A 13,910-nucleotide genomic window follows, 5' to 3' on the forward strand; every position below is an offset into this window, starting at 1 on the left:
CCGGGAGATTGTGAGGTACATCCATAAAGGATGTCCGAGCAATTTCCAAATATTTTTTCTGAGGCGCTTTATCGCAAATTATATATTGTGATAAAATAGGGAAATCAAGGAGGTGGTATTGAGTGCTGCATAAAGCTATACAAGTTCGTTTATACCCAACCAAAAAACAACAAACACAATTAGCTCAAATATTCGGAGCTTCAAGATGGTGGTGGAATTATGCTCTCAATAAATCAATTGAGAGTTATAAAGAAACTGGTAAAGGGCTTGGACGTTCTGCACTCAATGCACTTTTACCAGCACTCAAAAAAACAGAAGATACCTGTTGGTTAGCTGATTGTTATAGCCAAGTTTTGCAAGCTACAACACTCAACCTAACTACGGCGTACAAGAATTTTTTTGAAGGTAGGACTGGTTTTCCTCGCTTCAAACCTAAGCACGGTAAGCAATCAGTTCAATATCCTCAAAACGTCAAAGTGATAGAAGGTAATCTAAGTTTCCCAGGTAATCTTGGGATTATTGAGGCTAAAATTCACAGGGAAATCGAGGGTAAAATTAAGACTGTTACCGTTAGCAAAACACCAACAGGTAAATATTTTGCATCTATCTTGACTGAGGTAGAGGGCGAAAACCCAACTACCTCAGAGGGGAAAATTTATGGAGTTGACTTAGGGTTGAAACACTTTGCTGTCGTGACTGATGGTGAAAAGATTTCTAAATACGACAATCCCAAACACATCGCAAAGCATGAAAAGAACCTAAAACGGAAGCAACAAAAATTAGCACGGAAACAAAAAGGAAGTAAATCAAGAAATAGATATAGAAAAGTTGTTGCCAAAGTATACGAACGGGTTAGTAACTCAAGGCAAGATTTTCTACATAAACTTAGTTACAAGTTAGTCAGCAATAGCCAAGCTGTCATAGTAGAGAATCTTAATGTCAAAGGCATGGTTCGCAATCACAATTTGGCAAAAGCAATATCTGATTGTGGCTGGGGAATGTTCACCAACTTTTTAGCCTATAAGTTAGAACGCAAAGGTGGAAAGTTGGTAGAGATAGATAGGTGGTTCCCTAGTTCCAAACTCTGCTCGAATTGTTTCTATCAAATGAATGAAATGCCATTAGATGTGAGGGAATGGACTTGCCCGCACTGTGGTACTCATCACGATAGAGATGTCAACGCAGCAACCAATATTCAAGCAGAGGGTATCAGAATGCTAAAGGTGAACCAGTGCGTTGCGGGGGTTCCCCCCGTTGAAGCAACTGGTGAACCCGTAAGGGCGGAAGGTTCAGCCGTCTCTGCCGTAGGAGGGGAGGTAAGACCAAAACTCGGACGAAAGTCTAAGTTGAGGCACTCGCCGTTGAGTACGGAAGCCCCAACTTCAAGCGCAAGCTAAGTTGGGGTAGTTCACGAAAAAATATTCTATCCTTCATCCTTTATGCTTAATAATTCTTTAAAACTCCAGGTTTGTCTTGCATGGGCAAAACATCTAAAATATCTGTTTGAGAGCAGTATTTCAGGTCTTCATGACATTCGAGGCGTAACAGGCGTTTGCCATGAGTGGCATGATGGAATAGCCCGAGTAAGTTGTCTTGCCATTGGGAGTAGAGAGCGATCGCACTAATCACTTCATCATTACCAGCAACTTCATTAGGTGACAACTTTGTCTGTTGTAAGACAGTATGAGCAATTGCACCCGCACAGGCTGTGTCTTCCAGAGAAAAACTACCCTCCCAACCCGAGCCAACGATCCAAACTGTTTCTGGTTGTTTTTCTACAAGATATCGCACGACTGCCGCACGGTTAACAAAAGCACCCGTTAGTACAGTTCTAGCATTTTGTATTCTTTGTAAAGTCCGAGTGCCGTTAGTGGTACTAATAAATAAACGCCGTCCTTGTACTAATTCCGGCGTGCAATCAAGAGGAGAGTTACCCAAATCAAAGCCAGGAACTTTTGCCCCACCCCGTTCTCCTGCTCGCAAGCGTTTTTCAGGAGACCATTTTTCACTCTCTGCCATCAGTTTATCCAAATCGCTGAAAGCTTCAACCGCTTCGCCTCCAGCAGACAAGACCGTCGCTATCGTAGTCGTGGCTCGCAGTACGTCCACTGCGATCGCGCATTCTGGGACTTCGTGTACTGGAGTTGACTCCGGGGTATGGTAAATGTATAGCTTCACGGATTGGTTACACCTGATTTAATAATGATTTATACTCATGACAAATATTCTAACTAGTGTAAGGACTAACCACTGTGAATAAAGAAGGTAAATCCAAGGAAGTATCCATTGGAAATTCCTATCACAATAGCAGGAAAAACTTATCGATTGAAAGATAGAGGTAATCTTAAAGAAAGAACAGACAGCACGAACAACTTGTGCTTGGCTTAAACTATAGGGTACCGTAACCCTTGCTTTAAGCTAGATGTCCTCTTAAAAATTCAAACCGACATGGCACCTTTACCAAACTACCGCCCCAAACAACTGTCCTTAGGTCCCTTAGAAGCAGAGATTTTGAGTATTATTTGGGAACTGAGTTCGGCTACAGTTAAGGATGTACACGATCGCATCTTAGCCGATCCCAACCGAGAGTTAGCATACACGTCGGTTACCACAGTGTTGCGTCGCCTCACAGACAAAGGTTGGCTAGCCTGCGACAAAAAAGGGCGAGCGTTTTACTGGCGACCATTAGTCACACAGCAGCAAGCAGAGATGATTCGAGCACACGAGCAGCTACGACGATTTTTAGCGGTAGGCAATCCCGATGTAGTCGCTGCTTTTGCTGATAGTCTTGATGAAGCTGCTACCGAGCAAATACAAGCGATCGCGAAACGCATTCAAGCCGCACGCCAAGCCAGGGAGGAGAAATAATGCACATTTTGATGATTCTAGCTGCTTTAACGGTTGCTTATTGGATGAGGTCTCAATCGACTAAAATTTCAGGTAACTGGAATGAGCGATGGCAAAAAACACTCTTTTTATTTCTCTTTCCCCCATTGCTCATTTTTATGACAGATATTGCTCTACTGTGCATGGGACCCCAAGGGAAAATGGGCGGCTTGCAGACGGGCTGTTTCAGCTATGTTTTAGCGTTAATTATTCTTGCTTTTATTGCCATTTCGTGCATTAAACTGGCAGTAGAAGGATGGAAGTCTATCCAATCGACCCGCAATTGTTTCCCAGTTAACATTGCAGGTCAGCAAGTGAGAGTTCTCAATACAAAAGCATTATTTGCCGGTCAAATTGGATTTTGGCAACCTCAACTCGTCCTCAGTGAAGGGCTGCTGCAAACTCTTACCCCAGATCAATTAGAAACAGTCTTTGCTCACGAGCAAGGACATTTTCACTACCGAGACACGTTTTGGTTCTTTTGGTTGGGATGGGCGCGTTTTTGCACTGCTTGGTTGCCCAACACAGAAGTTTTGTGGCAAGAACTGCTGACATTGCGCGAACTTCGAGCTGATGTCTACGCTGCATCGAAAGTAGACCCATTACTGCTTGCAGAATCGCTATTGTTGGTAGCTACTACCCCACCTGTCTCCTCAGAAATTTGCTGTGCGGCTTTAGGTTCGAGTGGCGTTGACCGTTTGGAACAGAGAATAGAAGCTTTGCTAAAAGAACCGCAGCCCATAGGGCGATCGAACTTGCAGTTTTGGAAAAGCTTCCTCTTAGCGTTATTACCTATGGTGACTGTTATTTTCCATACATAAAGATGGCTTGAGAAAAACTCATCGGAAACATGACTGAAACAGAGTGATTGAGGTGAGCGATCGTAAAACTCTAACACCTTTGGGTCATGTTCCTTTTGGTGAATTTCAAATAGGATCGGGAGCAGCTATGTACGTGCTAATTGGTGGAGCAGGCTTAATAGGGCTTTCTTTGGCTCAAAAATTGGTAGAACTAGGTCATACTGTTGCCGTCATTGATATTGACCCTACGGCTTGCCGTTATGCTCGCGAACAGGTAGGAGCGATGGCTTTTGAAGGAAGTGCGGTCAGTACAGAAGTGTTATTAGAAGCTGGAATTCGTAAAGCTAATGCTCTGGCTGCTGTTCTCAGAAATGATGCGTTGAACTTAGCAATGGTAACTCTTGCCAGACACTATGGGGTTTCCCATATTTTGTCTCGGATGCGCCATTCTGATTTTGCTGAACCACTGCGTTTGGCAGGAGCTACTCATGTTATTAGTACTGTTGAACTAGCAGTTTCAACAATGGTGAATGCTATTGAGTATCCGCAAGTAGAATCAATGATGCATTTTGAGCAAGGACAAATTGAGGTTTTAAAACTTGCTATTCCAAACAGTTGCTACGTCGTTGGTCGTAGCGTTGCCGAAATTGCTCAAGATTTTCGATTTCCTACTGGCTCTCTCATTATTGGCTATCAACCTCATCCTCACGAAGATTTGATGATTCCTAACGGTAGTACCGTCCTAGAACCGGGTTCGACTATACTGATTGTGACCAAACCTGGGTCTCTACATCAAGTCATCGATTTTATGGAAGGCTGTAAATAGTCTAATGAAGCTTTATCAATATTTTTATTTAGCAATTACATTAATTGTTCTTGTATCTTGTCAATCAACTGAGATGACACCAAAGCCACAACCAAAGAAAAATCTAGCAAGACCATCTTATCAGGTTGTGACTCTAGATAAAAATTTTAAGATAGCAACGGGTCAAACAATCTATGTTCCTATTTATTCCCATATTTATCATCACAATCAGCAGGAAGTTTTCAGTTTAGCGGCTACGCTCAGTATTCGCAATACAGATTTAGCAAATCCAATGATTGTCACTTCTGTACGTTACTATGACTCAGAGGGAAAATTAGTTAAGCAGTATTTAGAGCGTCCCATTCAACTTGATGCGCTAGCTTCAACAGATTTTTTCATTAATAGAAATGATACCAGTGGCGGTTTAGGTGCAAACTTTATTGTGGAGTGGGTAGCTCAAACAGAAATATCTTCACCGATAGTAGAGGCAATCATGATTGGTACTGACTTTCAGCAAGGAATTTCTTTTACCAGTCCTGGTAAAGTCATTAAAAGTCAAAATAGCGACAAAGGTTCATTGCCAAAACAAAGATCTTGAACAGCTACAAATCATCATCAAGTTGGAGTAACTGTTCATTAATAGTTTGTAACCGCCCTCGCACAATATCTTCCGAAAGAATTTGCTTACGCATTGCTTCATTAAGTGCTCCTTTTTCTGCAAGCAGTAAACGACGACGAATAGCGTCTAGTTTACTCAACTCGCCACTTTTGGTTTCAAACTCCTCAGGGCGACGATTATACAATTCTCGGAGTGCCTTTTCTGCCCCAGCGATTCGCACCTGGTAAGAAGATCGCATCTCTTCATAGACAGATTTTGGCAACACTCCTGACTTCAACAGACTGTCTAATTCATCCTGGGCTGCCTTAGACGTAATTAATTGAGCTTGTAATTCTTCAACCTGTTGCTGAGCCTTAGAAAATTTAGATAATTTTAAGCGTTTTACAAACCAGGGCAAGCTTAATCCCTGACCTACTAATGATATCAACACGCTGCCAAAGACTAAAGCGATGAGACCTTCTCGCCCAGGCAACGTAGTAGGTAAGCTTAACGCTAGAGCCATTGAGAGTGAACCTTTGATGTTGCCGAGAAAGAGTAAATGTTGCCAGCGTAGCGGAATTGGACGGTCAAACCAACGAACCCCTGCTAGCAGTGGGTAGACTGTAAGAACTCGCCCGACTTGATACGCTAAAACTGCAAGTAAAACCACAGGTAACGCTTTCAACAGCGTTATCGGGTTGATTTCTATACCAATCATCAGAAAAATAAAGGTATTGGCAGTAAAACTAGCATATTCCCAAAAGCTTAATAAGGTAATGCGACTAGAAGCGGAAGCATTGCGAGAAAGCCCAAAATTTCCAAAGATTAGTCCGGCAACAACTACAGCTACAGCACCTGATACACCTAGAAATTGCCCTACCTGAAAAGTTCCTAATGCAACTGCCACAGTTAGTAAGAGACTGCTTAGGGGATCGTCTAAACGAGTAAATATAGGTATACTTAAGTAACCCAAGACTAACCCCACTCCGCAGCCTCCTAAAGCGATAAAGAGTAGCTGTTGGATTCCTTCTAGAAACGTGAGCGAACCTGTCGAATAGATTTGCACGAGCAGGTTGAACGAAACTAGAGCCGCAGCATCATTGAATAAGGTTTCTCCTTCAACAATAGTAGAAAGTCGTGAGGGTACTGGAATCTCCTTAAAGACAGCAATCATTGAAACCGTATCTGTGTTTGCCAGAATGACTCCTACAAATAGAGCGGGTATCCAAGCCAGCCCCAACCCAAATTTTAAGACAAAGGCAATAATAGCACTGGAAAACACAGCCCCAGGACCAGCCAGGAGAGCAATTGGTTTAAAGGTGCTTCGCAGGCGGCTGATATCTGTATTAATGCCAGCATCAAATATTAAAATCGGTAAAAAAAGATTCAAAACAAGGTTTGGCTCTAAACCAATACGACGAGAAAATAACTCGGTAATTGGCAAACCAGCCAGCACCAACCCTGTAACATATGGAACGCGAAGCCATCGTGTTAACAAGGCAACCCCAGTGGCTAAAAGCAGCAAAATAATTGAAACGGTGACTAAGGAAGATACATCCACTTGAGTTCTACCAATTTGTCTTGACTTCTTTGATAAACGTTGCCAGAAAAGCTATACAAATGTCAAAATTTTTGTAAGCCCGCTAGGGAAGTCATTTGGAAACTCAAATTTTTTTTCCGACAGTAGAACGATTGTTTGAAGGCTCATAGGGAATGACACTAATACTTCCATCAGCCTCCATATATGCTCTTTTGACATCAGAAAGTAATTCCACTCCTTGCTGACGGAGTTGGCTCATCAATTCATCCTTCGTAATAAGTTCCTTTTGCAAATTGCGTTCGATCAACCTGCCATATTTCACTAACAGGAGTGGAGGCGGATTTAAAAAGCGTTGAATTTGTGGGTATTTATAACCTAACCAGTTTAAAAAGTAACTCCAAAAAATGACAGTTCCTACTAAAATTCCTCCCTCGGTAATGGATGAATAATTACTAGCCATAGCATTCTGAGCAGCTTCAGCAAACAACACCACCACAAGTAGATCGGCAATTCCTAGTGTTCCTACTTGTCTGCTTGGCATAACACGTAAAACTGAAAATAGAGATAGGTACACGAGTGTTCCGCGCAGAACAAGTTCAAGGATAGATACGCTAGGAACAAAAACTTCTTGCCAATTTATCTCAAACAATAACTTATACATTTGTTATAGCGATCGCAAAACACAAAAGAAAGATATCTAGCAATCCTAAATCATTCATGAAAAAAATTCATAAATCATTCAGAATTCATACATATTGACTTAGCAAGTAAGAAATTATTTATTTTCTAATTAAAAAAATGACCTAACGGATAGATTGCCAAGTTATAAGAGGATGTCTGAAAAGTTTTTGGTGACGTATCAAAGTTCTACTGCAGTAGCTCCCCTTATAAAGCTACGGTGGTATACGCAAGTCTTTTTAAGGGGTACTGGGAAAATTATGTATAAAAACTGATACTTCTCGGACATCCTCTACGACCAAGAGAAGCTATCTTTTACCAAGTAGCACTAAAGCTCTGTCATTACAAACTCCAAGACCGGGCTTTGTCACTGAAGTCACCCTCAATTTGGTCAAAACCTTGAATGGGTTCAAACAAATTGTCGGGAGCATTTTCTGACTTTGGTTGATTTGTCTTCTGTCCGCTAAATGCTGTCAGTGCCATATATGCATCTACCAAGCTTGGTGAAATTCTTTGAGCGAAAAGAATAACTTTGCCAGCATCACCGACAACAACATCGCGTTTTGGATGCTCCGCAGCCTCAACAATGGCTTTAGCAACAAGACTGGGCTGATAAATAGGCGGTACACCTACTGGTTTTACACCCAACTTTGTACGTGCTTTGTCAAACAGGGGTGTGTTAATTGAAGCGGGCATAACATTTGTAACGCTAATAGGTACCTTTTCATGCATCAACTCAACACGAAGAGATTCCAAGAAGCCATCAATTCCGTGTTTGGAAGCAGCATAAGCACTTTGTAATGGCAAACTGCGTCTTGCTTCAACTGAAGAAACATGAATTAAAGCTCCGCGCCCTTCTCTCTTGATGTGTGGTAGCGCCGCCATTGCACCGTGTACTTGCCCCATTAAGTTAACATCAACAATTCGTTTGAATTCTAAAGGTGTTGTCACTTCAAAAGCAGCATAGAGTTCTACAGCTGCATTGTGTACCCAGGTATCAATTCGCCCGTAAACTTCAATCGCTTTGTCTGCGATCGCTTTCACTTCGTCAAATATTGTGACATCAGCAACGACTGCGGTTGCATCACCACCCATGTTTTGGATTTCTTCTACTAAAGACTGTAACCCTGGTTGACTGCGAGCGGCAACGACCACCTTTGCCCCTCGACTCGCAAATTGAAGAGCCGCAATACGACCGATACCGCTTGAAGCTCCCACTAAAACAACAACTTGCTGATTTATCGGTTTGAGTTGCACTGTTTTTACTCCTTAAACGGAAGACCCTACTACTCAGGTAAATCCGAGCCAGCTGAAATCTCATCAGTCGCTAGGTGAATCAATTACTATCTACTTCTATGACTTTTGACTTGAGAACAAAATACCTTTGTTGACATCAAGGTGTGTTCTGGAAAAGGGCCATATGAATTTGTAGTTAGTTATGACTTAATTACAATCACTGCCAATGACGGACGAACTTATAAGTGTCACTAGTTACCGATCGCGGGTTTATGGTCACAGTTAAGCTATTGAAGAGTGTTAGTCTTTCTATTACCCACTAACTACACCTAAGTTACAGGAGAACCTGCGGTGAGAAAGCAAAATTTACGTCCTAAAACAGACAATTGCTAACAACTCAAGGCAGACTTCAGGGCAGATTGTGACTGTTAGGATCTGTATTAATGATGGGAACTAGGCGCATTATACAGTGACTGGTGACCAATTAAAAGCAAGACCGATCGGTATCACACTTTATTTGTGCGGTCAATCTACCATCAAAAGCATTTTGAGAAGATAATAGATTTGTGAGGAGAAAACCGGAAGTGATTCGTAAAAAGAAGGGGGAAAATGTATGAAATTTAAACTTCTCGCTACTATGGCGATCGCAACACCCCTGCTCTTAGCTAGTTCGGTTAGCGCAGCCAATCCGCAGCACGTACAAAGGCTACTAAAAACCGGAGAGTGTACTGGTTGTGATTTATCTAACGCCAATCTCAGTGGTTCTCATTTGATTGGGGCTGATTTGAGAGATGCAAATCTCTCTGGAGCGAATTTAACAGATGCAAATCTTGAAGGTGCTGACTTAACTGGTGCGAACTTGGCTGGTGCTAACCTATCGTCAACTTTTGCAACAAACGTAAATTTCAAAGAAGCTAATCTCAACGGAGTCAATTTTGCAGGAGCTAAAATCTACGACTCCAACGTCCATGGGGCATCAATGAATAACCTTAACATTACCAATGCTGAAATCTTCAATACGGGGATTGGTGTTGGTGGAGATAGTAGCGAAATACCTGATTGGGACTAAAAAGGAATTGGGGGTCGGAGATTGGGACTCAGGAAAGACATATTTTTAAGATTGGTGGTGCAATCCACCCTCTGAAACACTCAATCTTGCATTTGTAGGGCTTGAGCGCTCAAGCCCAAATGCAAACCCAGAAATCAACAATGGCACGGTTCTGACGATACCAAAAATTGTCTGTCTTTAGCAAAAAGTATATTAGATAACTTTTTTTCAGTATAAAAACTAATAAAAATGCCTTAATAGAGCATTAGAGCTTAAGATAACTTAAATATCGGGTAAAATCGGCATTTAGGTTTGTATAAACTAAGAGGTGAAGCGATTTTAGTATGATTTGTACTGAAAAGAGTACTTATCTTGGCGATCGTGCCGCAGGTAATAACCCCAGACTCAGGATTCGGGTTCGTAAAATAACGGGCTGTTGAATGCTGATTTCAAATAACCAATAGGTTATTACTGCCACTTCTACTATCTTCTACCTTGGAGTTGATGAACTGCTGATTGAGGGACAATTATGGTTATAGGCAACTAAAACTCTCCTTGTTACCCAAATCAGTTGTGTCGATGCGCTGATGCATCGCCTATACAACAGCCTTTTGGTTGTAACTGTCCGGATAAAAGTAAATTAACTTTGAAAACTATGGAAGCGGAAATGCAACAACCAGAAATTGTGGAAACAAAGTCTTCAGAGGCAACAGTGCCAAATATCAACAACCAAACAGGAACCATAACCAAACTCCAACCTGCCGTGCAGTCTCAAGAGCAATGGCTAAAATATGGAGAACAAGCTTCTAGCTTTTTGGCATCACTGCCTGAATACCTGGGAGGATTTTTCAACAAATACAAACAACCTCTCATCGTTGTTGGTTTAATCGTAGCAGCAATTGTGACTGTCAAAGTCGTTCTGGCAGTCTTAGATGCTCTGAATGATTTTCCTTTGGTAGCGCCAACCTTTGAGTTGATTGGTATTGGTTATTCTGCTTGGTTTGTCTACCGCTATTTACTAAAAGCTTCAACCAGGCAAGAGTTAACTGGTGAAATAGCATCACTGAAGTCACAAGTTGTAGGCAAAGACGGTTTGGAAGGGTAAAAAATTGTAACTGGTTAGTTGTTAGTTGTTGGTTGTTATACTATCCACTAAACTTCAACCACTAACGACTAACCATCAACTACTAACAGCCCTTTCTTTGATCTCTACTAAGGCAGGGTCACAACATTTTGAGATTTAATGGGTTGTAACCTTCCCGTTCTTACCAAAGCTTGATGAATCATAGCAGCTACCTCAGCACGGGTAGCTTCTTTATTTGGGGCAAGAAACTTTGCGTCTGGATAGTTGACCACAATACTATTTTCAGTAGCCGCCGTTACTTTAGCGATCGCATATTGAGGAATATCCTTTACGTCCTCATAAAGATTTAAAACCTGCCCTGGGGGGGAAGACTCTTTCAAATTTAATCCACTTGCAAGAGCAACTAGCACCTGCACTCGAGAAATCTTCTGCTGGGGTTTAAATGTTTTGTCTGGGTAACCTTTTAAAAATCCCGCGCCGATAGCTCGATCGATAGCAGGAGCAGCCCAGTACTTTTCTGATATATCTTCAAACGAGAGTCCCTTGCTACGTACTTTTGTATTAAAGGCTTGTTGCACCATAGCAGCAAATTCAGCACGGCTGACGGGCTGGTTGGGTCTAAAAGAGTAATCGGGAAAGCCTTTGATAATTCCACGGGAAGAAAGTTTATCAATAAAGCGACGCCCCCAAAAGTCACTCGGTATATCCGTGAATGCAATGGGAGGAGGGATAGTTGGTAATTTTTCTGAAGGAGTCACTGCGCGATATTCTTCTACAGAATATATTTCAGGAGCAATTAACAAAGGTATTTGTGCTTGTGGTGATTCCTTGGGCTCTGTTTGGCTAACTGGGGGTAACTCATCTTCAGGTGTTGCTTCCTGAGGGACTAATGGAGTTTTAGTAGGTTCGTTACCACGTAGAATGAGTTGTTCTGGTGGAATGCTTGAGTTTGGAGACGTTGAGGCTGTCGGTAACGGTAATTGTAGCCCAGTCATATTCCAACTAGAGCCTTCTCTACGGGAAAATGACCAGAATAGAATGACTCCAATAGTAGCAAAGGCAACTAAAATGCCAATGAATTCATCAAAGCCAAGAGGATTCGATTGTGATGACTTCGGATCGGGAGACATATTTTGTTATAAAAACTTCAATCCCTGATAAGGATTAATATAAAACCACTTTTGTCTCCAAGGCTAGAACTTTGATTGTTAAGTATAGTATAGGAAAATTAGAAATTATTTAAAAACTTTAGTTTTTGTGATATAAGAGCATATGCGAGAGATTTCCCTTATAAATATATCTGGATCTATAGGTTTGGCAAGATGCATCTGAAATCCTGCAGCTAGAGCCTGTTTTCGATTGTACTCTCCTGCATAAGCTGTCAGCGCAACTGCTAGCATTTGACCTCCCTTTTCTGGTGGCAAAGCCCGAATCTGACGCATCAGCATATAACCATCTACATCTGGCATACCGATATCACAAACCAAAAGATCTGGCACTGATTTCTCCATAACAGCGAGTGCTTCACTGGCTGATTTTGTAATACAGACTTCGGCTCCTGACTCTTCTAAAATAAAAGCAACTAATTGTCGAATATCAGCTTCATCATCTACTATCAGAATTCGCAATCCTTGAAGTGAAGAGTGGGCAATGGAGTCTCGGGAATGGCAATCTTCAGATTCTCCAAGTTGGTTTTGAGGAGCGCTAACAATTGGCAATTTGACGGTAAATGTTGCTCCTTGTCCTTCTCCCTGGCTGTGGGCTGTTACCAAGCCACCATGCATTTCCGTTAGGTATCTAACAATAGCTAGCCCCAAGCCCAGCCCACCAAATTTACGGGTTGTAGTGCTGTTCTCTTGTCGGAAATACTCAAATACATGGGGTAAAAATTTAGGATTAATCCCCTTACCACTATCTGTTATGGTGATTTGCGCGTAGCCCTCAATCATTTCTACCCTGTCTCCCTTGTCTTCGCCTTCTACTCGTTCCAAGCGGACTTCTACTCGTCCTCCATTGGGTGTAAATTTAATAGCATTTGAGAGCAAATTCCATAAGATTTGTTGCAGGCGATTTGTATCTCCTGATATCAACCCTACATGAGAATCTAAAACTGTATAAATTTGGATTGCTTTAGCTTGTGCTGCTAACTGTACTGTTTCGATCGCAGCTTCTATTGCTGTTACTAAGTTAACCGGATGGATATTTAAGACTAACTTGCCACGTAAAATACGAGATACATCTAACAAGTCTTCAATAAGTTGTGCTTGTAACTTAGCATTCCGCTCGATTGTTTCCAAAGCACGGTCAGTTGCTATTCGATCGTACTTACCAGTTCTTAGCATTTTTGCCCAACCCAGTATGGGGTTGAGGGGCGATCGCAATTCGTGGGATAATACCGCCAAAAACTCATCTTTAATTCTGTTAGCCGATTCAGCTTCAGTTCGTGCTACCCTTTCGCGTTGTAAAAGTTCTAAGCGCTCTTGCTCATCTTTTTTGCGCTGGGTAATATCTGAAAAAGAAATTGCCAGCCCTTGGTCAAAAGGATTCGCCCGAACTTCCAACCACATATTGTAGGACGGGAAAAACTCTTCAAAATTGACAGGCACTTTTTCGGTGAGCGATCGCCTATACTCTCTTTCAAATTTTGTTCCTATAATATCTGGAAACACTTCCCACATTTGCAACCCAAGCAAATCTTGTGGAGTTTTTTGCATCAGCTTTGCGGCTTCGGAGTTGACATAGAGATAGCGCCACTCGCAATCCACTACAATAACGGCACCAGTGATAGTCTCAAGAATACTCCCAACATCTACACATACCGTTTTTGCCTTAACGCACAACTGCTGCTTGCGAGCTACTTTTTTCTGATGCACCTTGGTTAATTTAGAATAAGTTCGCATGAGTTTTGCCATGTTGCTATTATCAGCAAATGTATCTTCAAGGGATTGTGGTTGCTTTTGGTTCACCGCCTCTGCTCCTTGTTGGGTCAATCTTGAGTCAAAACAATTTTTTGACTCTGTTTTCTGAGATTAAGTATGCTCTTATAGTTTTCCACTGCTCAATGCCTATCTCATAATTAATAACAATTGCTTTTTGAACTAGAAAAATTGTTAAATATTGCTTTATGCAAAACTCGTTAATCATTGTTTCAACTCATACATTTTATCTGACAATAAATTTTACTTTTTCTTCAATAATTTACACTTCATAAATCGTATATTTTACGATTCTATTT

13 protein-coding genes are annotated in these 13,910 nt (G+C 41.6%); 7 read left to right on the forward strand and 6 right to left on the reverse strand.

Going from position 1 to position 13,910, the window contains the following annotated elements; translation table 11 throughout:
- Positions 1-122: 122 nt before the first annotated feature.
- A complete protein-coding gene (locus HC643_RS37300) occupies positions 123-1,397 on the forward strand; it encodes an RNA-guided endonuclease InsQ/TnpB family protein (protein WP_038077297.1) in 1,275 nt (424 codons plus the stop codon).
- A 46-nt stretch (positions 1,398-1,443) separates the two neighbouring features.
- Here the strand turns inward: HC643_RS37300 and HC643_RS37305 are convergent, their stop codons facing one another.
- Positions 1,444-2,178: a 2-phosphosulfolactate phosphatase family protein gene (locus HC643_RS37305; RefSeq protein WP_038077294.1), complete on the reverse strand. Its 735-nt coding sequence runs from the start codon at positions 2,176-2,178 to the stop codon at positions 1,444-1,446.
- 270 nt (positions 2,179-2,448) lie between these two features.
- Here HC643_RS37305 and HC643_RS37310 point away from each other — a divergent pair, with 270 nt between their 5' ends.
- From HC643_RS37310 to HC643_RS37325, 4 genes are all read left to right on the forward strand, one after another.
- Entirely contained in the window at positions 2,449-2,868 is a 420-nt protein-coding gene (locus HC643_RS37310; protein ID WP_038077290.1) for a BlaI/MecI/CopY family transcriptional regulator, read from the forward strand.
- Entirely contained in the window at positions 2,868-3,707 is an 840-nt protein-coding gene (locus HC643_RS37315; protein WP_038077286.1) for a M56 family metallopeptidase, read from the forward strand. The genes HC643_RS37310 and HC643_RS37315 overlap by 1 nt, the downstream gene beginning before the upstream one ends.
- A 127-nt stretch (positions 3,708-3,834) precedes the next feature.
- Positions 3,835-4,512: a potassium channel family protein gene (locus HC643_RS37320; RefSeq protein WP_038077315.1), complete on the forward strand. Its 678-nt coding sequence runs from the start codon at positions 3,835-3,837 to the stop codon at positions 4,510-4,512.
- A gap of 4 nt (positions 4,513-4,516) precedes the next feature.
- Complete coding sequence (locus HC643_RS37325) at positions 4,517-5,089, forward strand: DUF3124 domain-containing protein (RefSeq protein WP_038077282.1); 573 nt, start codon at positions 4,517-4,519, stop codon at positions 5,087-5,089.
- A 4-nt stretch (positions 5,090-5,093) separates the two neighbouring features.
- On the opposite strand, the gene HC643_RS37330 is transcribed toward HC643_RS37325, so the two are convergent.
- From HC643_RS37330 to HC643_RS37340, 3 genes are all read right to left on the reverse strand, one after another.
- The gene (locus HC643_RS37330) at positions 5,094-6,650 is read right to left on the reverse strand and encodes a cation:proton antiporter (RefSeq protein ID WP_038077252.1); all 1,557 of its coding nucleotides are present in this window, start codon (positions 6,648-6,650) and stop codon (positions 5,094-5,096) included.
- 103 nt (positions 6,651-6,753) lie between these two features.
- Positions 6,754-7,290, reverse strand: a complete 537-nt coding sequence (locus tag HC643_RS37335; RefSeq protein WP_038077250.1) for a DUF421 domain-containing protein — start codon at positions 7,288-7,290, stop codon at positions 6,754-6,756.
- 359 nt (positions 7,291-7,649) lie between these two features.
- Positions 7,650-8,564 carry an SDR family oxidoreductase gene (locus HC643_RS37340; RefSeq protein WP_038077248.1) on the reverse strand — a complete coding sequence of 305 codons (915 nt, stop codon included), beginning with the start codon at positions 8,562-8,564 and terminating at the stop codon, positions 7,650-7,652.
- A 592-nt stretch (positions 8,565-9,156) separates the two neighbouring features.
- Between HC643_RS37340 and HC643_RS37345 the strand changes: the two genes are divergently transcribed.
- Both HC643_RS37345 and HC643_RS37350 read left to right on the forward strand, forming a co-directional pair.
- Positions 9,157-9,612: a pentapeptide repeat-containing protein gene (locus tag HC643_RS37345; RefSeq protein WP_038077245.1), complete on the forward strand. Its 456-nt coding sequence runs from the start codon at positions 9,157-9,159 to the stop codon at positions 9,610-9,612.
- Positions 9,613-10,246: 634 nt separating this feature from the next.
- The gene (locus HC643_RS37350; RefSeq protein ID WP_038077243.1) at positions 10,247-10,696 is read left to right on the forward strand and encodes a CAAD domain-containing protein; all 450 of its coding nucleotides are present in this window, start codon (positions 10,247-10,249) and stop codon (positions 10,694-10,696) included.
- Between the two features lie 107 nt (positions 10,697-10,803).
- Here the strand turns inward: HC643_RS37350 and HC643_RS37355 are convergent, their stop codons facing one another.
- Both HC643_RS37355 and HC643_RS37360 read right to left on the reverse strand, forming a co-directional pair.
- Positions 10,804-11,805, reverse strand: a complete 1,002-nt coding sequence (locus tag HC643_RS37355) for an S-layer homology domain-containing protein (RefSeq protein WP_038077241.1) — start codon at positions 11,803-11,805, stop codon at positions 10,804-10,806.
- Between the two features lie 105 nt (positions 11,806-11,910).
- Positions 11,911-13,587: a hybrid sensor histidine kinase/response regulator gene (locus HC643_RS37360; protein WP_050045563.1), complete on the reverse strand. Its 1,677-nt coding sequence runs from the start codon at positions 13,585-13,587 to the stop codon at positions 11,911-11,913.
- Between the last annotated feature and the right edge of the window lie 323 nt (positions 13,588-13,910).

The organism is Tolypothrix bouteillei VB521301 (genome assembly GCF_000760695.4).
Classification (GTDB): domain Bacteria; phylum Cyanobacteriota; class Cyanobacteriia; order Cyanobacteriales; family Nostocaceae; genus Scytonema; species Scytonema bouteillei_A.